20 protein-coding genes and 1 tRNA gene are annotated in these 19778 nt (G+C 70.7%); 13 read left to right on the forward strand and 8 right to left on the reverse strand.

The window, feature by feature from the left end; all coding sequences use genetic code 11:
- Positions 1-3 precede the first annotated feature (3 nt).
- Positions 4-882 carry a Cgl0159 family (beta/alpha)8-fold protein gene (locus IO24_RS0113165; protein WP_031135256.1) on the reverse strand — a complete coding sequence of 293 codons (879 nt, stop codon included), beginning with the start codon at positions 880-882 and terminating at the stop codon, positions 4-6.
- Between the two features lie 14 nt (positions 883-896).
- Positions 897-1874 carry a 5-dehydro-2-deoxygluconokinase gene (gene iolC, locus IO24_RS0113170; RefSeq protein WP_031135257.1) on the reverse strand — a complete coding sequence of 326 codons (978 nt, stop codon included), beginning with the start codon at positions 1872-1874 and terminating at the stop codon, positions 897-899.
- A 321-nt stretch (positions 1875-2195) separates the two neighbouring features.
- On the opposite strand from iolC, the gene IO24_RS0113175 reads away from it, so the two are divergent.
- Genes IO24_RS0113175 through IO24_RS0113195 form a run of 5 tightly spaced genes read left to right on the forward strand, consistent with a single transcriptional unit; the run spans position 2196 to position 7150 of the window.
- The gene (locus IO24_RS0113175) at positions 2196-3215 is read left to right on the forward strand and encodes a sugar ABC transporter substrate-binding protein (protein WP_031135259.1); all 1020 of its coding nucleotides are present in this window, start codon (positions 2196-2198) and stop codon (positions 3213-3215) included.
- The gene (locus tag IO24_RS0113180) at positions 3215-4291 is read left to right on the forward strand and encodes an ABC transporter permease (protein ID WP_031135261.1); all 1077 of its coding nucleotides are present in this window, start codon (positions 3215-3217) and stop codon (positions 4289-4291) included. The genes IO24_RS0113175 and IO24_RS0113180 overlap by 1 nt, the downstream gene beginning before the upstream one ends.
- A 5-nt stretch (positions 4292-4296) precedes the next feature.
- Positions 4297-5208: an ATP-binding cassette domain-containing protein gene (locus IO24_RS0113185; RefSeq protein ID WP_031135263.1), complete on the forward strand. Its 912-nt coding sequence runs from the start codon at positions 4297-4299 to the stop codon at positions 5206-5208.
- A 1-nt stretch (position 5209) separates the two neighbouring features.
- Complete coding sequence (locus IO24_RS0113190; RefSeq protein WP_031135265.1) at positions 5210-6112, forward strand: sugar phosphate isomerase/epimerase family protein; 903 nt, start codon at positions 5210-5212, stop codon at positions 6110-6112.
- Between the two features lie 18 nt (positions 6113-6130).
- Positions 6131-7150, forward strand: a complete 1020-nt coding sequence (locus tag IO24_RS0113195; RefSeq protein WP_031135267.1) for a Gfo/Idh/MocA family protein — start codon at positions 6131-6133, stop codon at positions 7148-7150.
- Between the two features lie 48 nt (positions 7151-7198).
- Here the strand turns inward: IO24_RS0113195 and IO24_RS0113200 are convergent, their stop codons facing one another.
- The 4 genes from IO24_RS0113200 to IO24_RS0113215 form a co-directional block, all read right to left on the reverse strand.
- Positions 7199-8215, reverse strand: coding sequence for a Gfo/Idh/MocA family protein (locus IO24_RS0113200; protein WP_031135269.1), 1017 nt, complete (start codon positions 8213-8215; stop codon positions 7199-7201).
- A complete protein-coding gene (locus IO24_RS0113205) occupies positions 8212-9216 on the reverse strand; it encodes a Gfo/Idh/MocA family protein (RefSeq protein WP_031135271.1) in 1005 nt (334 codons plus the stop codon). Before IO24_RS0113205 ends, IO24_RS0113200 begins: the two co-directional genes overlap by 4 nt.
- 128 nt (positions 9217-9344) lie before the next feature.
- Positions 9345-10121 carry an SDR family oxidoreductase gene (locus IO24_RS0113210; protein ID WP_031135273.1) on the reverse strand — a complete coding sequence of 259 codons (777 nt, stop codon included), beginning with the start codon at positions 10119-10121 and terminating at the stop codon, positions 9345-9347.
- Between the two features lie 8 nt (positions 10122-10129).
- The gene (locus tag IO24_RS0113215) at positions 10130-11287 is read right to left on the reverse strand and encodes a phytanoyl-CoA dioxygenase family protein (RefSeq protein WP_031135275.1); all 1158 of its coding nucleotides are present in this window, start codon (positions 11285-11287) and stop codon (positions 10130-10132) included.
- 108 nt (positions 11288-11395) lie between these two features.
- Here IO24_RS0113215 and IO24_RS0113220 point away from each other — a divergent pair, with 108 nt between their 5' ends.
- Both IO24_RS0113220 and IO24_RS0113225 read left to right on the forward strand, forming a co-directional pair.
- Positions 11396-12427 carry a LacI family DNA-binding transcriptional regulator gene (locus tag IO24_RS0113220; RefSeq protein WP_031135277.1) on the forward strand — a complete coding sequence of 344 codons (1032 nt, stop codon included), beginning with the start codon at positions 11396-11398 and terminating at the stop codon, positions 12425-12427.
- A gap of 64 nt (positions 12428-12491) precedes the next feature.
- Positions 12492-13103, forward strand: a complete 612-nt coding sequence (locus tag IO24_RS0113225) for a TMEM175 family protein (RefSeq protein ID WP_078899247.1) — start codon at positions 12492-12494, stop codon at positions 13101-13103.
- Between the two features lie 10 nt (positions 13104-13113).
- Here the strand turns inward: IO24_RS0113225 and IO24_RS0113230 are convergent, their stop codons facing one another.
- On the reverse strand, positions 13114-14277 hold the full coding sequence (locus IO24_RS0113230) for a Gfo/Idh/MocA family protein (RefSeq protein WP_031135279.1): 1164 nt from the start codon (positions 14275-14277) through the stop codon (positions 13114-13116).
- A 111-nt stretch (positions 14278-14388) separates the two neighbouring features.
- Here IO24_RS0113230 and IO24_RS0113235 point away from each other — a divergent pair, with 111 nt between their 5' ends.
- The gene (locus IO24_RS0113235; protein WP_031135281.1) at positions 14389-15387 is read left to right on the forward strand and encodes a LacI family DNA-binding transcriptional regulator; all 999 of its coding nucleotides are present in this window, start codon (positions 14389-14391) and stop codon (positions 15385-15387) included.
- A gap of 13 nt (positions 15388-15400) precedes the next feature.
- Here the strand turns inward: IO24_RS0113235 and IO24_RS0113240 are convergent, their stop codons facing one another.
- Positions 15401-15745 (reverse strand): cupin domain-containing protein, encoded by a 345-nt coding sequence (locus tag IO24_RS0113240; RefSeq protein WP_031135283.1) that lies wholly within the window; start codon positions 15743-15745, stop codon positions 15401-15403.
- Between the two features lie 322 nt (positions 15746-16067).
- Here IO24_RS0113240 and IO24_RS45150 point away from each other — a divergent pair, with 322 nt between their 5' ends.
- The 5 genes from IO24_RS45150 (at position 16068) to IO24_RS0113260 (ending at position 19757) form a co-directional block, all read left to right on the forward strand.
- On the forward strand, positions 16068-16289 hold the full coding sequence (locus IO24_RS45150; RefSeq protein WP_157851250.1) for a hypothetical protein: 222 nt from the start codon (positions 16068-16070) through the stop codon (positions 16287-16289).
- A gap of 43 nt (positions 16290-16332) precedes the next feature.
- Positions 16333-16409 (forward strand) — tRNA-Pro (locus tag IO24_RS0113245).
- Positions 16410-16613: 204 nt separating this feature from the next.
- Positions 16614-17894 carry an ABC transporter substrate-binding protein gene (locus IO24_RS0113250; protein ID WP_234335204.1) on the forward strand — a complete coding sequence of 427 codons (1281 nt, stop codon included), beginning with the start codon at positions 16614-16616 and terminating at the stop codon, positions 17892-17894.
- Positions 17895-17964: 70 nt separating this feature from the next.
- Entirely contained in the window at positions 17965-18924 is a 960-nt protein-coding gene (locus IO24_RS0113255; protein WP_031135287.1) for a carbohydrate ABC transporter permease, read from the forward strand.
- Positions 18924-19757 carry a carbohydrate ABC transporter permease gene (locus tag IO24_RS0113260; protein WP_031135289.1) on the forward strand — a complete coding sequence of 278 codons (834 nt, stop codon included), beginning with the start codon at positions 18924-18926 and terminating at the stop codon, positions 19755-19757. The genes IO24_RS0113255 and IO24_RS0113260 overlap by 1 nt, the downstream gene beginning before the upstream one ends.
- The last annotated feature ends 21 nt before the right edge of the window (positions 19758-19778 follow it).

Below are 19778 nucleotides of genomic sequence, written 5' to 3' on the forward strand. Positions count from 1 at the left end.
GGATCACAGCAGACCGACGGCCGTGTCCACGGCCTCTTCCACGCTGCCCCCGGCCGGGTAGAGCAGCGACCGTCCGACGACCATGCCCTGGACGGTGGGCAGCCGCAGGGCCTTGCGCCAGCGTTCGTAGGCGCCCTCCTGGTCGTCCCCGACCTCGCCGCCGAGCAGGACGACGGGCAGCGTGGAGGTCTCCAGGACCTCGGCCATGTCGTCCGGGTCGTCGGTGACGGGCAGCTTCAGCCAGGTGTAGGCGGAGGTGCCGCCCAGGCCCGAGGCGATCGCGATGGACCGGGTGACGGCCTCGGCGGACAGGTCGTTGCGGACCCTGCCGTCGACCCGCCGGGAGATGAACGGCTCGACGAACAGGGGCAGCCGGTGGGCCGCCATGGCGTCGATCGCCCGCGCGGTGGACTCCAGGGTGGTCAGCGAGCCCGGGTCGTCGTAGTCGATGCGGACCAGGAGCTTGCCCGCGTCGAAGCGGAGCCGGGCGATGTCCTCGGCGCGGTGGCCGGTGAAGCGGTCGTCCATCTCGAAGGCGGCGCCGGCGAGGCCCCCGCGGTTCATCGAGCCCATGACGACCTTGTTCTCCAGCACCCCGAGCAGGAGCAGGTCCTCCAGGATGTCGGCGGTGGCGAGCACCCCGTCGACACCGGGCCGCGACAGCGCGGTGCACAGCCGTTCCAGCAGATCGGCACGGTTGGCCATGGCCAGGCGCCGGTCGCCCACCCCGAGGGCGCCGCGCGCCGGGTGGTCGGCGGCCACGATCATCAGCCGACCGCTGTCGCCGATCAGCGGCCGACGCCCACGGCGGGCCGCCGTCTCGGCGACGGCCTCGGGGTTGCGGGCTCGGACGGTGGCGAGGTCGGGGATGCCGATGTTCAAGGGAGGCTCCATTTTCAGTGGCTCGTGCTCGGCGACGGCACCCCGGCGAGGAGGTTCTCGACCTCGGACTTGGTGGGCATCGCGGACGAGCAGGCGAGGCGCGAGGCGACGAGGGCACCGGCGGCGTTGGCGTGGCGCATGGTGCGCTCCAGGTCCCAGCCGGCGAGCAGACCGTGGCAGAGCGAGCCGCCGAAGGCGTCGCCCGCGCCGAGACCGTTGACCACCTCGACGGGCACCGGCGGCACCTCGGCCCGGGTGCCGTCGCGGTGCACGGCCAGGACGCCCTTGGGGCCCTGCTTGACGACGGCCAGCTCCACGCCCGCCTCCAGGAGCGCCTGCGCGCAGGCCTGCGGCTCGCGCACGCCGGTGGCGATCTCGCACTCGTCGAGGTTGCCGACGGCGACCGTGGCGTGCCGCAGGGCCTCGCGGTAGTACGGGCGGGCCTCCTCGGGGTCGCGCCAGAACATCGGGCGCCAGTCGAGGTCGAAGACGGTGGTGCCCGCCTTGTCGCGGGCCTTGAGGGCGGCGAGCGTGGCGGAGCGGCTGGGCTCCTCGCTCAGGCCGGTGCCGGTGATCCAGAAGATGCGGGCCTCGCGGATGCCGAAGAAGTCCAGCTCGTCGGTGTGGATCTCCAGGTCCGGCGCCTTGGGGCGGCGGTAGAAGTACAGCGGGAAGTCGTCCGGCGGGAAGATCTCGCAGAACGTGACCGGCGTCGGGTACGCGGCGACCGGGGTGACCCAGCGGTCGTCGACGCCGAAGTTCTTCAGCTCCTCGTGCAGGTACGTGCCGAAGGGGTCGTCGCCGGTGCGCGTGATCACCGCCGTGCGGCGTCCCAGGCGGGCCGCGGCGACCGCCACATTGGCCGCGGAACCTCCCAGGAATTTCCCGAACGTCTCCACTCGCTCCAGGGGGACGCCGGTCTGCAGGGGGTAGAGGTCGACCCCGATGCGGCCCATCGTGATCACATCGAAATACTGGGCTGGCTCGGCCATGCGCGACCTCCTCGGGAAGCTGGGGATGCGGGTCCTGGGGCGCCCTGCCACGGTGGGGGCGTGGATCCACGGGACCTGCCGCCTCACAGGTGTAGGTCTCGGAGGGCGGCTGTGTCAATAGTTTGTACTTACATTCGGACCTGCTCGTGAAATGATGTCTTAACAAAGTATTGACAGCGGGCGCGGCAGGGACTTGTATCCCGTGGCATCGCAACAGTCTGTTTGCGGCATCATGATCCGGACTCCGTAAGGCTCCGGGACCACGGATCCCTCGTGATCCCCTCCTTTCCCCCGCAGTAGCACAGTGAGGTGCCAGGAAAGATGGACCGCTCTTCTCACCCCCGCTCCCGCAGAATCGCGCCGGTTGTCGCCGTGGCCGCGGCAGCGGCCCTGACCCTCGCCGGCTGTTCCAGCAGTTCCGGGGGCAAGAAGTCCGAGGAAGGCGCCGCGAACGCCTCCGCCGGCAAGGCGACCACGCCCCGCATGACCGTCGCCCTCGTCACCCACCAGGCGCCCGGCGACACGTTCTGGGACACCGTCCGCAAGGGCGCCGAGGCCGCCGCCGCCAAGGACAACATCAAGCTCATCTACTCGGCCGACCCGAACGCGGGCAACCAGGCCAACCTGGTCCAGAACGCGATCGACCAGAAGGTCGACGGCATCGCCGTCACCCTCGCCAAGCCGGACGCCCTCAAGGGCGTCATAGGCAAGGCCGAGAAGTCCGGCATACCCGTCGTCGGCCTCAACTCCGGTCTGAGCGACTGGAAGAAGCTCAACATGCTGGAGTTCTTCGGCCAGGACGAGTCCGTCGCGGGTGAGGCCTTCGGCAAGAAGCTCAACGAGGTCGGCGCCAAGCACGCCCTCTGCGTCGTGCAGGAGCAGGGCAACGTGGGCCTCACCCAGCGCTGCGACGGTGTGGAGAAGACCTTCGACGGCAAGCTCGACACCCAGAACGTCAACGGCACCGACATGCCGTCCGTGAAGTCGACGATCACCGCCAAGCTGAAGCAGGACCCGTCCATCGACTATGTCGTCACGCTCGGCGCGCCCTTCGCGCTGACCGCCGTGCAGTCGATCGGCGACGCCGGCAGCAAGGCGAAGGTCGCCACCTTCGACCTCAACAAGGACCTCATCAAGGCCGTCAAGAGCGGCGACATCCAGTTCGCGGTGGACCAGCAGCCCTACCTCCAGGGCTACCTGGCCGTCGACGGCCTGTGGCTCTACAAGAACAACGGCAACTACAGCGGCGGCGGCGAGCAGCCCGTGCTGACCGGCCCGGCCTTCGTCGACAAGTCCAACGTCGACAAGATCGGGGAGTTCGCCGCGAAGGGCACCCGGTGATGAGCATGACCCAGCAGGCCACGCCGGCGGTGGGAACACCGCCGGCCCCCGGCCCGAAGCAGTCCGACGGCCGGACGCGGCAGCGCCCGCTGGCACTGCGGCTGCTGGCCCGGCCCGAGGTCGGTGTGTTCCTCGGGGCCGTCGCCGTGCTCGTGTTCTTCCTGTTCGCCGCGCCGCCGGTGCGCGACGGCAGCTCGATGGCGAACATCCTGTACCAGTCGTCGACCATCGGGATCATGGCGCTGCCCGTGGCCCTGCTGATGATCGGCGGCGAGTTCGACCTGTCCGCCGGTGTCGCCGTGATCACCTCGGCGCTGACCGCGTCCATGCTCAGCTACCAGCTGACCATGAACATCTGGGTCGGCGTGATCGTCGCCCTGCTCGTGTCGCTCGCGATCGGCGCCTTCAACGGCTGGCTGCTGGTCAAGACCGGCCTGCCGAGCTTCCTGGTCACCCTGGGCACCTTCCTGATCCTCCAGGGCGTGAACCTCGCGATCACGAAGCTGGTCACGGGGAACGTGGCCACCGACGACATCAGCGACATGGACGGCTTCACCCAGGCGCAGAAGCTCTTCGCCTCGACCTTCACCGTCGGCGGGGTCAACGTCAAGATCACCGTCGTGTGGTGGCTGGCCTTCGCGGCCCTGGCCACCTGGGTGCTGCTGCGCACCAAGTACGGCAACTGGATCTTCGCCGTCGGTGGCAACAAGGACTCCGCGCGGGCCGTCGGCGTGCCCGTGACCTTCACCAAGATCTCCCTGTTCATGCTGGTCGGCTTCGGCGCCTGGTTCGTCGGCATGCACCAGCTGTTCTCCTTCAACACCGTGCAGTCCGGCGAGGGCGTGGGCCAGGAGCTCATCTACATCGCCGCGGCCGTCATCGGCGGCTGTCTGCTCACCGGTGGCTACGGCTCCGCGATCGGCCCGGTCTTCGGCGCCTTCATGTTCGGCATGGTGCAGCAGGGCATCGTCTACGCCGGCTGGAACCCCGACTGGTTCAAGGCCTTCCTCGGCGTGATGCTCCTCGGCGCCGTTCTCATCAATCTGTGGGTCCAGCGCACGGCGACCCGGAGGTGACCGCGATGACCAGCAAAGAAACCGGCACCCACGGTGCCGTCCTCGAAGACACCCCGCCCGCCGGCGAGCGTCCCCTCGTCGAACTCCGCGGCGCCGGCAAGTCCTACGGCAACATCCGCGCCCTGCACGGTGTCAGCCTCGAAGTCCACCCGGGCAAGGTGACCTGCGTCCTCGGCGACAACGGCGCCGGCAAGTCCACCCTCATCAAGATCATCTCGGGGCTGCACCAGCACACCGAGGGCGAGTTCCTCGTCGACGGCGAACCGGTGCGGTTCTCCACCCCGCGCGAAGCCCTCGACAAGGGCATCGCCACGGTCTACCAGGACCTCGCGGTCGTCCCGCTGATGCCGGTGTGGCGCAACTTCTTCCTCGGCTCCGAGCTGACCAAGGGCCCCTGGCCCGTACGCCGCCTCGACATCGAGAACATGAAGAAGACCGCGGACCAGGAACTGCGCAACATGGGCATCGTCCTGGACGACATGGAGCAGCCCATCGGCACGCTCTCCGGCGGCCAGCGCCAGTGCGTCGCCATCGCCCGCGCCGTCTACTTCGGCGCCCGCGTCCTCATCCTGGACGAGCCGACCGCCGCCCTCGGCGTCAAGCAGTCCGGTGTGGTGCTGAAGTACATCGCCGCCGCCCGCGAGAAGGGCCTGGGCGTCATCTTCATCACCCACAACCCGCACCACGCCTACATGGTCGGCGACCACTTCAGCGTGCTGCGCCTGGGCACCATGGAACTGTCCGCCTCCCGCAGCGACGTCAGCCTCGAGGAGCTGACCAACCACATGGCCGGCGGCGCCGAACTCGCCTCCCTCAAGCACGAGTTGGCGCAGGTCCGCGGCGTCGACGTCGAGGGCCTCCCCGAGGAGGGCGACCTCACCGCTCCCGTAGCCACGTCTTCGGAAGGAAAGTCCTGACATGGCCTTCGCGCTCGACCGCATCCGGGTCGGCTCCGCCCCCGACTCCTGGGGCGTCTGGTTCCCCGACGACCCCCAGCAGGTGCCCTGGGAACGCTTCCTCGACGAGGTCACCGAGGCCGGTTACAGCTGGATAGAACTCGGCCCGTACGGCTACCTGCCCACCGACCCGGCCCGGCTCACCGACGAGGTGACCAAGCGGAACCTCAAGGTCTCCGCCGGGACGATCTTCTGCGGACTGCACCGCGGCCCCTCCGAGTGGGACTCCACCTGGGAGCAGGTCAGCCGGGTCGCCGCCCTCACCCAGGCCATGGACGCCAAGCACCTGGTCGTCATCCCGTCCTTCTGGCGGGACGACAAGACCGCCGAGATCCTGGAGCCCCCGGAGCTCACCACCGAGCAGTGGCGCAACCTCACCACGGGCATGGAGCGCCTCGGCCGCGAGGTGAAGGACACCTACGGCCTGGACATCGTCGTCCACCCGCACGCCGACACCCACATCGACACCGAGGAGCACGTCGAGCAGTTCCTCGACTCGACCGACTCCGACCACGTCAACCTCTGCCTGGACACCGGGCACTACGCCTACTGCGGTGGCGACAGCGTGAAGCTGATCGAGACGTACGGCGAGCGCATCGGCTACCTCCACCTCAAGCAGGTCGACCCGGAGATCCTCGCCGACGTGGTCAAGAACGAGATGCCGTTCGGCCCCGCCGTGGCCCGCGGAGTCATGTGCGAACCGCCCGCCGGTGTACCCGAGTTGGGTCCGGTGCTTACGGCCGCCCAGAAGCTGGGCGTGGACCTCTTCGCCATCGTCGAGCAGGACATGTACCCCTGCGAGCCGGACAAGCCGCTGCCGATCGCGGTGCGGACCCGCAAGTTCCTGAGGTCCTGCGGCGCCTGACGACCCGAAAGGACGGCCATGGCTGAGCGCGCCACACTCGGAGTCGCGGTCATCGGTACCGGAAGGATGGGCGCCGACCATGTGCGCCGCATTCACGAAGTCACCAGCGGGGCACGGGTGGCAGCCGTCGTGGACGTCGACGCGGAGCGCGCGAAGGCCGTCGCCGCCCGTGTCGACGGCTGCACCGCCTACACCGACCCGGCGGCCGCGATGGCGGCGGCCGACGTCGACGCCGTCCTGATCGCCTCACCGGGCCCGGCCCACGAGGCCACGCTCCTCGCCGCCTTCGAGCACGATCTGCCCGTCCTGTGCGAGAAGCCGCTCACCCCCGACGCGGCCTCCGCCCTGCGCGTCCTCGAAGCCGAACTGCGCCTCGGCCACCGCCGGGTCCAGGTCGGCTTCATGCGCCGCTACGACCCCGAGTACGCGAAGCTGAAGGCCCTGCTGACGACGGGCCAGCTGGGCCGTCCGCTGATGCTGCACAACCGGCACCGCAACGTCGCCAGCCCGCCCTTCTTCACCAGCTCCATGCTCATCAGCGACTCCGTCGCCCACGAGGCCGACGCGACCCGCTGGCTGCTGGGCCACGAGATCACGGCGGTCACGGTGCTGCGCCCCACCCCGTCGGCCAGCGCCCCGGACGCCTTGCAGGACCCCCAGTTCGTCGTCTTCGAGACCGACGGCGGCGCCCTCAGCGATGTCGAGATCTTCGTCAACTGCGGTTTCGGCTACCAGGTCCAGGCCGAAGTCGTCTGCGAACGCGGCACCGCCCGCATCGGCGACGGCCACGCCCTGGTCACCAACATGGCCGGCCGCTGGGGCGGCACCATCGCCCAGGACTGGACCGAACGCTTCGAGACGGCCTACGACCACGAGATCCAGACCTGGATCGACGCCACCCGCCGCGGCGAGACCACCGGCCCGAGCACCTGGGACGGCTACGCGGCGGCGGCGGTGTGCGAGGCGGGGGTCCGGGCACTGGAGGACGGCGGGCGGGTGGAAGTCGAACTGGTGGAGAAGCCGGCGCTGTACGCGTGAGACAGGGCCCGGGGCAGGTCCCCGGGCCCTGTCTGTCCGGCCGTGTGGTCACATCGCGGTACGTGGCCGCGGCTCGAACCCGGCCTTCCGGTAACACGCGTCGATGAGCTCCATCGTCGTCACCGCGTCGTCCGCGTCCAGCGGCAGCGGCGCGCCCTCCCGGACCCGGGCCGCGAACGCCTCCAGCTGGTACGTGTACGACGAGCGCGTGCCGAGAAGTTCCGTGCGCTCGCCCTGCGGTGTGCGGATCACGATGCGGTCGTCCAGCTGGGGCAGGACGAAGTTCGGGGCCGTCGCCTCGCCCCGAGAGCCGATGATCCTGATGCTCATGTCCAGGCCGTCGTGGGCCATGTGGCAACGGGCGGAGCCCGTCGCGCCACCGGGATACTCCAGGTCGGCGTCGAGCCATTCGTCGACACCGGGCGCGCCCGCGCGTTCACCGGCCCGGGCCGCGGCCGGGCGCGGGGCGCCGCCCGCCCAGGGGGCGAGCATCCGCAGCGCGTGCACGCTGTAGCAGCCGAGGTCCATCAGGGCGCCGCCGGCCAGCGGCAGTGACCAGCGCGGGTCCGTGTCCGGCGGCGCGGCGATGGCGACCATCGCCTCGACGTGCCGCAGTTCGCCCAGCTCGCCCGAGGCGAGCAGCTCGTGCAGGCGCCGGGTGACGGGGTGGAAGAGGTAGTGGAAGGCCTCCATGAAGACCGTCCCCGACCTCCCGGCGGCCTGCCGTACCTCCGCCGCCTCCTGCGCGTTGCTCGCCGACGGCTTCTCCGACAGCACGTGCTTGCCGGCCGCGAGGGCGGCCAGGTTCCACGGGCCGTGCAGGCCGTTGGCGAGCGGGTTGTAGACGACGTCGACCTCGGGATCGGCGATCAGCTCGGCGTACGTGCCCGCCACCCGCTCCACGCCGTGCCGGGCGGCGAACGTCTCGGCGCGGGCGCGGTCGCGGGCGGCCACCGCGACGAGGCGGTGGCCGGTCGCCCGGGCCGGGTCGATCAGGGAGCGTTCGGTGATCCGCGCGGCTCCCAGCACACCTATGCGCAGGGGTTCCCGGCCCTTCTCGCTCATGCCTGCCGTACCTCCTGGACCGTCACGGGACGGTGCTCGCGCAGGGACAGGGTGCACGCGTCGGCGATCCAGCCCGCCTCCAGGGCGTCCTCGATCGTGCAGGGGGAGGGGCGGGTGCCGGCGACGACCTCGGTGAACGCGGTCAGTTCGGCGCGGTAGGCGGCGGTGAAGCGGTCCATGAAGAAGTCGTGCGGGGTGCCGGCCGGGAAGGTCACCCCGGGCTCGACCGAGCGCAGCGGCAGCTTGTCCTCCAGGCCGACGGCGATGGAGTCCTGGAAGCCGTGGATCTCCATGCGGACGTCGTAACCGCGGGCGTTGTGACGGGAGTTGGAGACCACCGCGATGGTGCCGTCGTCGAGGGTGAGGATCGCGCCGGTGGTGTCGGCGTCGCCCGCCTCCTTGATGAAGTCGGCGCCGCGGTTGCCGCCCACGGCGTACACCTCGGTCACCTCGCGGCCGGTCACCCAGCGGATGATGTCGAAGTCGTGCACCGAGCAGTCGCGGAAGATGCCGCCGGAGGCGGCGATGTACGCGGCCGGCGGCGGCGCCGGGTCCAGCGTGGTCGAGCGGACCGTGTGCAGCGTGCCGAGCTCACCGCTGAGCACGGCGGCACGGGCGTTGACGAACCCGGCGTCGAAGCGGCGGTTGTAGCCGATCTGGATCGGCACGTCCCGGCCGCGGACGGCCTTGAGCACCTCGACACCCTCGGCCATGGTCCTGGCGACGGGCTTCTCGCAGAAGACCGGGATCCCGGCCTCGACGCCGGCGAGGATCAGCGCGGGGTGGGCGTCGGTGGCGGCCGCGACGACGATCCCGTCGACTCCGGCGGCCAGCAGCGCCTCCGGCGAGTCCACGACATCGGCCCCGAACCGTTCGGCTGCGGCCTTGGCGGCGTCCGCGAACGGGTCGGTGACGACGAGGGAGTCGACGGCGTCGAGTGCGGAGAGGGTCTCGGCGTGGAAGGCGCCGATGCGGCCGAGGCCGAGGATTCCGATACGCATGGGGTGTTGCTCCTTGTTGCAGGGTTGGTGCGCCCCTCAGGGGCGCGGGGCTGTGCTCATATACGGCTCCGCCGCGTGGGCGCGACCAGCCACCGCGGCGCCGCACACGACCACTACGCGGCACATCCTCAGTCGAGTCCGCCGAGCACGTTCTGATCCCAGTCGATGACCGACCCGGTGACCACCCCGGACCGCTCCGACAGCAGGAAGACCACGAAGTCGGCGATCTCGTCCGGCTGGCCCAGCTTGCCCATGGGCAACTTCGCGGCGGCCTCCTCACGCCAGTCGTCCCCGGCCCCGTGGAAGGCTTTCTGCGTGGCGTCCTCGCCCTCGGTCGCCGTCCAGCCGATGTTGAGGCCGTTGATCCGGATCCGGTCCCAGCGGTGGGCGTGCGCGGCGTTGCGGGTCAGGCCGATCAGCCCCGCCTTGGCGGCGACGTACGGGGCCAGGAACGGCTGCCCGCCGTGCGCCGACGACGTGATGATGTTGACGATCGTGCCCGGCGCCTCGCGCTCCACCATGTCCGCAACCGCCGCCTGCATCGCGAAGAACGGGCCTTTGAGGTTGATCCCGATGTGCTGGTCGAACAGCTCGGGCGTGGTGTCGAGCAGCGTCCCCCGGGAGGTCAGCCCGGCCGAGTTCACCAGGCAGTCGACCCGGCCGTACGCCTGCACGACCCGGGCCACGGAGGCCTTGGCCTGCCCGGCGTCCGACAGGTCGGCCCGTACGTACAGGGCCTTGCCGCCGACGGCGGTCAGCTCCCGCACCAGGGCCTCGCCCGGCTCGGGGCGCCGCCCGGTGACGGCGACGACCGCACCCTCGCGGACCGCGGCCCGCGCGATGGCCGCGCCGACCCCCTGGCTGCCTCCGTTGACCAGGACGACCTTGTCGTCGAGAAGTCCCATCGGGTTCCTCAGCTCTCTCGTCGTTCGGCACTGGCCCGCAGCTCCGCCCGGAGCGCTTCCGGCGTCCACTCCTCGCGCAGCGCCCGCCGCATCAGATCCGCCTGGGAGGGCGGGGCCAGCCCGTCGACCGGCGGGTCGCTGTCGAGGTTGGTGGGGAAGGGGTAGCCCTCGGCGCTCGCCGCGACCACGTGATCCAGCCACGCCTGGTCGGCACCTTCGGCCTTGCGCTTGAGGAGAACCGGGTACACGGCGTTGCACACCGCCTCCCGGTCCACCGTCTCCATCGCCCGGCCGAACGCGGACGACACCTGGAGCAGGTTGGCCATGCGCCGGATGTCCGCCGAGCGGTTGGTGCCGGCCGCGTGGAACAGGGCCGGGTTGAAGAACACGGCGTCGCCCTTGGCGAGCGGCAGCTGCACCTGGTGCGCGTCGAAGTACGCCCGGAACTCCGGCAGCCGCCAGGCGAGATAGCCCGGCTGATACTTCTGCGAGTGCGGCAGGTACATCGTCGGGCCGGACTCCACGGGCATGTCGCAGTGCGCTACCGCGCCCTGGAGCGTCAGCACGGGGGAGAGGCGGTGCACGTGCGCCGGGTAGGCGGCGGCGACCTCGTTCGTCAGGAAGCCCAGGTGGTAGTCGCGGTGCACGCTCTGCGCGGCGCCGCCCGGGTTGACCACGTTGAGCTGGGAGGTGACCTGGTGGCCGGGGCCCAGCCAGGCGGTGGCCACCAGGGCCAGGATCTCGTTCGCGTAGTAGTCGGCGAACGCCTCCGGGTCGTGGAGGGCCGCCTTCTCCAGCGCGTTCCACACCCGGTCGTTGGCCCCCGGCGCGGCGAAGTGGTCACCGGCCGCCGCACCCGATGCGCGCTGCTCGGCGATCAGCGCCTCGAACACGTCGGTGGCCCGGTCCACGACCTGGGGGTCGGGAAAGGCGCCACGGAAGACCACGATGCCGGGCCCGTCGGCCAGCGCCCGCACCAGCTCCGCCTGGACCACCCGGTCGCCTTCGAGCAGGCCGCAGTCGTAGACGGGCACGTTCCGCTCCACCGCGGAGGCGTGCGGAAAGTCGGCGGGGTCGGTGGCCTGCTCGACCAGCGCGCGGAACGCGTCGAGATCGCAGTCCTGCTCGGACAGCCAGGCACGGTGATGGACGGAAGTGAAGGACATCGTCGTCCCCTCGGGGTCACGGAGCGGCGCAGCCCTGTCATTCTTGTCAGTACAAACCCCTCGAACAACCAGCAGCGAGCCATCAAAAACCCCTCAAGGAGCCGGCGCATGGGTCACCCGTTCCCGATCCGGGAGATCGCACGTCAGGCGGGCCTGAGCGAGGCGACCGTCGACCGGGTGCTCAACGGCAGGGGCGGCGTGCGCGAGAGCACCGCACGGGAGGTCCGTCAGGCCATCGCCGATCTCGACCGGCAGCGCACACAGGTCCGGCTCGTCGGCCGGACGTTCATGGTCGACATCGTGATGCAGGCGCCCGAGCGGTTCACCACCGCGATCCGCGCCGCCCTGGAGGCCGAGCTGCCGTCCCTGCATCCGGCGGTGCTGCGCTCCCGTTTCCACTTCCGCGAGACCGGCCCGGCCGGGGAACTGGTGCGGATCCTGGACCGGATCGCCCGGCGCGGCTCGCAGGGCGTGATCCTCAAGGCCCCGGACGTCCCCGAGGTCACCGCCGCGGTCGGCCGCCTCGAAGCCGCCGGCGTCCCGGTCGTGACGCTGGTGACCGATCTGCCCGCCAGCGCCCGCCGCGCCTACGTCGGCATAGACGACCGGGCGGCGGGCGCGACGGCCGCCTATCTGACGGGCCAGTGGCTGGGGGAGCGCCCGGGCAACATCCTCACCAGCCTCAGCAGCGGATTCTTCCGCAACGAGGAGGAGCGCGAGATGGGTTTCCGCAGCGCGATGCGCGCCCGGCACCCCGAGCGCACGCTGGTCGAGATCGCCGAGGGGCAGGGCCTGGACGCCACCCAGTACGACCTCGTCCGGGCCGCCCTGGAACGCGACCCGGACATCCGCGCGGTGTACTCGATCGGCGGCGGCAACATCGCCACGCTGCGGGCCTTCGACGACCTCGGCCGCGACTGCGCGGTGTTCGTCGCGCACGACCTCGACCACGACAACACCCGCCTGCTGCGCGAGCACCGCCTGTCCGCCGTGCTCCACCACGACCTCCGCCGGGACGTGCGCGAGGCCTGCCACACCGTCATGCGCGCCCACGACGCGCTGCCGCCGGCGGGACCGACCCTGCCGTCGGCGATCCAGGTGGTGACGCCGTACAACATGCCGCCCCAGGCGGCCGTGTGATCCGGGCGGCACGACCGGGCGTGGATCCGGAGGTGCTGCTTCCTATGCCCCTACCGTCGGGCCCATGTGGACATCACGCCCGGACGGCGGGCCGGACCGGTTGCTGACGCTCGCCGACGGCGTGTTCGCCATCGCCATCACGCTGCTCGTCCTGGATCTCTACGTGCCGCGGGGCCTGGAGCCCGAGCAGTACCGGGAGGCCCTGCGCCGGGTGCTCCCCGACCTCGGGGCCTACGCGCTCAGCGTCGCGGTGCTCGGCAGTTACTGGCGCGACCACCGCAGGATCTTCCGCGGGGTGCGGGAGGTCGACGGACAGGTGATCAGTCTGTCCGTCCTCGGCTTCGGCGTGGCGGCGCTGGTGCCGTTCCCGACCCGGCTGCTCGCCGAGTACGGCGATCGGTCCGTGTCGGTCGCCGTCTACGCGGGGGCGGTCGCCGCGCTCGGCGCCTGCCATCTGGCGGTGGCCGCCGTCCTGGCCAAACGCCCCTGGCTGCGCCACGACACGCCCACCGAGGCGACGGCCCCGCTCTACCTGCTCGACAGCGCCACGATCGTGGTGGTCTTCCTCGTCACCGTCCCGCTCGTCTTCGTGACCGGCCCCTGGATCATGTGGCTGTGGCTCGTCCTCGTCCCGACGAAGGTCTACCTGGGGCGGCGGCTCCAGACCACGAGCTGAGGGAGCCGCCTCACGCCGGCCCGGACACCTCCGCCCACGTACCGCTCCGCGCCGACCGCGCCATGGCGTCCAGCGCGGCCGCGCTGTGCACGGCATCCGTGAGCGTCGCTCCGTGTGCGGTGCCCTCGGCGACCGACCTCAGGAAACGGTAGGCCTCGATGACCTTCAGGTCGTCGTACCCCATGGCGTTCGCGGCGCCCGGCTGGAACGCGGCGAACTCTCCGTGGCCCGGGCCGACGTAGACCGTGGTGACGGCCTGGTCCTGGTACGTCGTGCCGCGGCTGATCCCCAGCTCGTTCATGCGGCGGAAGTCCCAGAACACGGCGCCCTTGGTGCCGTGCACCTCGAAGCCGTAGTTGTTCTGCTCGCCGACCGAGACCCGGCAGGCCTCCAGGGCGCCGCGTGCCCCCGAGGCGAAGCGCAGCAGGCAGCCGACGTAGTCCTCGTTCTCGACCGGGCCGAGTTCACCTCCGGTGGCGCGGCTGTGGCCGGCCGTGGCGCCGGCCGGGCGGGCCCGCTCCGGGAGGAAGATCGCCGTGTCGGCGACCAGTGCCGTGATGTCACCGAGCAGATGACGGGCCAGGTCCACGCCGTGCGAGGCCAGGTCGCCCAGTACCCCGCTGCCGCCCCGCTCCCGCTCGTAGCGCCATGTCAGCGCGCCCTCGGGGTGGGCCGCGTAGTCGCTGAACAGCCGGACGCGGACATGCGTGACCGCGCCGATCTCGCCGGAGGCGATCAGCTCGCGGGCCGCCTCGACGGCGGGTGCGTTGCGGTAGTTGAAGCCCACGGTGCCCTGCACGCCCGCCTCGGCCACCGCGTCCGCGACCGCCCCGGCGTCCTCGGCGGTCAGACCCACCGGCTTCTCGATCCAGATGTGCTTGCCCGCCTCGGCCATGGCGACGCCGATCTCGCGGTGCAGAAAGTTGGGCGCGGTGATGCTGACCGCCCGCACCCGGGGGTCGGCGGCCACCTCGCGCCAGTCGCGGGTCGTCGAGGCGAACCCGAACTGCGCGGCCGCCTCCTCGGCCCGGCCCGGCACCTCCTCCGCCACCGTCACCAGCTCCGGAACGAGGGGCAGCTGCGGATAGTGGTGCCGCACGCGCGCGTACGCCTGGGTGTGCACCCGTCCCATCCAGCCGAATCCGATGACGGCGACGCCGAGCGTGTCCACCATGAGAGCCCCTCTTTGGACCGTTCCAGAACCTGTCCAGGCCACCCTGAGCGGGGTCTGTCGACGCTGTCAACCCTTTGACAAGCCGCGGCACCCCATGGAACGGTCCATCCCATGAGACCGCCGACGATCCGGGACGTGGCCGAACGGGCCGGTGTCTCCAAGTCCCTGGTCTCCCTCGCGCTGCGCGGCTCCGACCAGGTACGCCCCGAGAAGCGGGACGCCGTCCTCCGGGCCGCCCGGGAACTCGGCTACCGGCCCAACGCCGCCGCCCGCAGCCTCAGCGAGCAGCGCACCCGCACCGTCGGCGTCCTCCTCAACGACCTGCGCAACCCTTGGTTCGTCGATCTCCTCGACGGCCTGAACTCCCTGCTGCACGCCAACGGCCTGCACATGCTGCTCGCCGACGCCCGCCTCAACCGCCGCACCGGCCAGGACCCGGCCGACCCCCTGCTGGAGCTGCGCGTCGACGGCCTGGTCGTGGTCGGCACCCTGCCCGACCCGGCGGCCCTCGGGGCGGTGGCGGAGCGCATCCCGGTCGTCCTGGCAGGCTCCCGTGAACCGGCGCCGCCGGGCGTCGACGTGGTGGCGGGCGACGACGAGCGGGGCGCCCGGCTGGTCGCCGAGCACCTGATCGGCCTCGGGCACCGCCGCATCGCGCACATCGCGGGCTACGGCGCCGTGGGCGAGCTGCGGCGCCGGAGCTTCGAGGCGGCCATGCGCCGGCACGGGCTCGCGGAGCAGGCGGTGGTCGAGCCGAGCGACATGACCGAGGAGGGCGGCTACCGCACGACCGTCCGGCTGCTCAGCCGCCCCGAGCGGCCCACGGCCGTCTTCGCCGTCAACGACATCGCCGCCATCGGTGTGCTCTCGGCCGCCGAGGAGCTGGGGCTGCGCGTTCCGCGCGACCTGTCCGTCGTCGGCTACGACAACACGAGCATCGCCCGGCTGCGGCACGTGTGGCTCACGACGGTCGACAACACGAGCCACGAGGTCGGCCGCCGGGCGGCCCGCTGCCTCCTGGAGCGCTTCGAAGGCGCGGGTGGCGAGGGCCGGGTCCAACTCGCCACGCCCACCCTGGAGATCCGGGGTTCGACGGCGCCCGCGCCCTGATCGCCTGCCTCGCTCAGAGGTTGACGGCGTAGGCCTTGCGCAAGGTCTCGTGCACCGTCCACGTCGTACGGTCGCCCTCGCGCAGTACGGCCAGGTCGCCGGGGCCGACCGTGAGCGTCGGCCCGCCCTCGACCTCGATCGTCGCCGACCCGCTGATCACGACGAACAGTTCGTCGGCCTCCGTGTCGGTGACGACGCCCGGCGTGATCTGCCAGACGCCCCGCACCTGACGGCCGTCCTCCGACTCCCAGACCACCTTCCCGGTCACCTCGGGCGTCCCGGAGACGATCTGATCGGGCGCGAGGGGCTCGGGTTCGAGCTCGGCGTCGGGGATGTGGACTACGAAGCTGTGCGTCATGCGGCGACCCTAGCCCCGACGAGCGGGGGAGCGGCCTGGACAGAGTGTGGGTGCCGGCCGGGCGGGGCGGACACTTCGTCGCCGAGGCGGTGACCTGTGCGACCGTCTCGATGCGATCGGCCCTCGACAGCCGTGTCACCGCCCCGGCCGGCCCTCCGGCATGGGCCGCTGACCGGAGCGCACCGGCCGGGCTCCCGATGTCCGTCTCAACCCCTGTGCCCTGGTCGGGAGTTCTCGCCGTTTCGCGTATTGTTTGCGGCATATGCCCGGGAGTCGAGGTGTCCGAGGCGCGCGAGTGTGCGGATGAAAGGGGGAGCAGGACGTGGACGAGACGAGGCGACGACCCGGTCGGCGGGCCGGGCTGCCCGGAGGCGTCGGCACGGCACTCCTGGCCGTGGCGGCCTGCGGCGGCCACGCGACCAAGGCGGGGCTGCCCTGGTGGGCCGTGCTCGCTGTCGCCGTCTCGACGGTGGGTCTCGCGGGCTGGACGCGGCGCCCGGAGCGGCCGACGGCCCGGGCCGGGGGGCGAGTTCCCATGCGGTAGGGTTGACCTGCGTGATCACGCGGTTCACCCGCGCGAGACGCATCGGGACGTGGCGCAGCTTGGTAGCGCACTTGACTGGGGGTCAAGGGGTCGCAGGTTCAAATCCTGTCGTCCCGACCAGCGAAGTAGCAGGTCGGAGGTCATTTCCGGTTGACGGAAGTGGCCTCTTTGCTGTTCTCACCGCATCTGCCCCAGATCCGACCAATGGGTCATTCGATGCCATATGTCCTTGATGTCGCCTTGAGTGGTCCTTAGGGTTCGCCGGGAGGTAAACACTGCGAGGCCCGAGCCCGTGCCACCGTCCGGAAGCGAGGTGTGGAGCGCGTGCACGCGAGGGGACATCCCAGAGGGCCGCGATGGCTGCGGGCGTTCGCCGTACTGCCGTTGCTGGCGTCGGCGCTCGCCGCCTGTGGCAGTGACGAAGGCTCCGGCAGGCCCACCCTCAACTGGTACAACTTCCCCGACGACTCCGGTGCGCTCCAGAAAGCCGCCGACCGGTGCAGCCAGGCGTCGGGCGGCCGCTACAGGATCAGCTACAACAAGCTCCCGCGCGCCGCCGACGGCCAGCGTCAGCAGATGGTCCGCAGGCTCGCCGCCGAGGACGACTCGCTCGACATCCTGGGCCTGGACGTCACCTGGGCGGCGGAGTTCGCCGAGGCGCGCTGGATCCGGGAATGGACGGGAGCGGCGAAGCGGCAGGCCATCGAGGGCACTCTGCGTGTACCGCTGCAGACCTCGACCTGGAAGGGCAAGCTGTACGCCGTCCCGTACAACACCAACACCCAGCTCCTGTGGTATCGCAAGGACCTGGTGCCCACACCGCCCAGGACCTGGGCCGAGATGCTGGACATGGCAGGCGCCCTCGCCCGGCAGGGCAAACCGCACTTCGTCGAGATCCAGGGCGCCCAGTACGAGGGCCTGACCGCCTGGTTCAACACTCTCATCAACAGTGCGGGCGGCTCCATCCTCAACGCGAGCGCGACCGAGCCTTCCCTCGGTCCTCCCGCTGTGCGGGCCGCGGGGATCATGCGTGAGCTGGCGACGTCCCCGGCCGCGGACCCCTCCCTGCCCAACCAGATGGAGGACCAGAACCGCCTCGCCATGGAGTCGGGGGTGGCGGCGTTCGAGCTCAACTACCCGTTCGTCTATCCGTCGATGAAGGCGAACAACCCCGAGCTGTTCAAGAACTTCCGCTGGGCGCCGTACCCCCGGGTCGACGCGAACCGCCCGGCACGGCCCACCATCGGCGGCATCGACCTGGCGGTGAGCGCCTACTCGCGCCACCCCGACCTGGCCTTCGAGGCGGCGCTGTGCCTGCGCAACCGGGAGAACCAGCTCACCGCCGCGCTCGAGGGCGGCCTGCCGCCCACCCTGCGCGCCCTGTACGACGAGCCCGCGTTCATGAAGGAGTACCCCTTCTCCGCGGAGGTGCTGGCCGCCCTGGAGTCGGCGAGCGTGCGCCCGATCACACCGGTCTACCAGAACGTGTCGATCGCGGTCTCCCACACGCTGTCTCCGCCGTCCGGGATCAAACCGGAGAGCTCCGTCAACACCATCAGGGAGCAGATCGACGATGCCCTGCGATCCGAGGGTGTGATCCCGTGAACCACCACCTCCCGCACCACGTCGTCGCCCGGCGCAGCAGCGCGCGGGCCTCGTCCCCGGGCGGCCCGAGATGAGCACACGGGCGCAACCCGCCGGAACCCCACCGCCCCCCGAAGCGGAGACGGAGCAGAAGGGGCCGGACCGGGCGGCACTGTCGGCGGGCGCCCGGCAGGAGCGGCGGCTCGGCTGGCTACTCTGCGCGCCCGCCGTCGTCGTCATGATCGCCGTGACCGCCTACCCCATCGGGTACGCCGTCTATCTGTCCCTCCAGCGGTACGACCTGCGCTTTCCCGGACGGGCGGAGTTCGTGGGCCTGAGTAACTACGGGGCGGTGCTGTCCTCCCCGTTCTGGTGGGACGCCTTCTGGGTCACGCTGTTCATCACCGCGGTGTCCGTGGCCATCGAACTGGTCCTCGGAATGGGGCTCGCCCTGGTGATGCACCGCACGATCTTCTGGCGCGGCGTCGTCCGCACGTCGGTCCTCGTCCCCTATGGGATCGTCACCGTGGTCGCCGCCTTCTCCTGGCAGTACGCCTGGACCCCGGACCTCGGATACCTCGCCGAGTTGCTGCCCAGCGGGGAGGCTCCACTGACCGAGCAGTGGCCCGCCCTCTGGCTGATCATCCTCGCCGAGGTGTGGAAGACGACGCCGTTCATGGCCCTGCTGCTGCTCGCGGGCCTCGCGCTGGTCCCCGAGGAGACCCTGAAGGCGGCCATGGTGGACGGTGCCACCGCCTGGCAGCGCTTCACCAAGATCCTGCTGCCGCTGATGAAGCCGGCCATCCTGGTGGCCCTGCTCTTCCGCACACTGGACGCGTTCCGGATCTTCGACAACATCTACATCCTGACCGCGGGCGCCCAGGGGACCGGCTCTCTGTCGATCCTCGGGTACGACAACCTGTTCACCGCGCTGAACCTGGGCATCGGGTCGGCGATCTCGGTCCTGATCTTCATCTGCGTCGGGATCATCGCCTTCACCTTCGTCAGACTGTTCGGCGCCGCCGCACCCGGCGCGGAGGTGAAGCGCTGATGGCCGCCGTGGGAAAGACACATGCCACCCGATGGGGCGTCCTGAACGTCGTGGTGGTGCTGTACGCCCTGTTCCCTGTCTGGTGGATCGCCGCGCTGTCGTTCAAGGACCCCGGCACCCTGACGGACGGTGACTACATCCCCAGGGACTGGACCTGGGAGAACTACCGGGGCATCTTCGAGACCGCCGAGTTCACCCGTGCGCTGATCAACTCGATCGGCATCGCCCTGATCGCCACGGTGATCGCCGTGGCACTGGGCACCATGGCCGCCTACGCGGTGGCCCGGCTGCGGTTCCCCGGCAAGCGGGTACTCATCGGCATGTCATTGCTGATCGCCATGTTCCCGCCGATCTCCCTGGTGTCACCGCTGTTCAACATCGAGCGGATCATCGGGATCTTCGACACCTGGATCGGGCTGATCATCCCGTACATGACCTTCTCCCTGCCGCTCGCGATCTACACCCTGTCGGCGTTCTTCCGGGAGATCCCCTGGGATCTGGACAAGGCCGCCAAGGTCGACGGGGCGACGCCCGCGCAGGCCTTTCGGCTGGTCATCGCGCCGCTGGCCGCGCCGGGCGTGTTCACCACGGCCATTCTCGTGTTCATCTTCTGCTGGAACGACTTCCTGTTCGCGATCTCGCTGACGTCCACCGAGTCCGCGCGCACCGTGCCCGCCGCGATCGCGTTCTTCACCGGAAGTTCCCAGTTCCAGCAGCCCACAGGGTCGATCGCCGCTGCCGCTGTGGTCATCACCATCCCGATCATCGTTTTCGTCCTGCTCTTCCAGCGGCGGATCGTCGCCGGACTGACCTCCGGGGCAGTCAAGGGCTGAACGGGGAAGGCAAGGAGGCAC

This window comes from Streptomyces flavovariabilis (assembly GCF_000725785.1).
GTDB lineage: Bacteria > Actinomycetota > Actinomycetes > Streptomycetales > Streptomycetaceae > Streptomyces > Streptomyces hawaiiensis.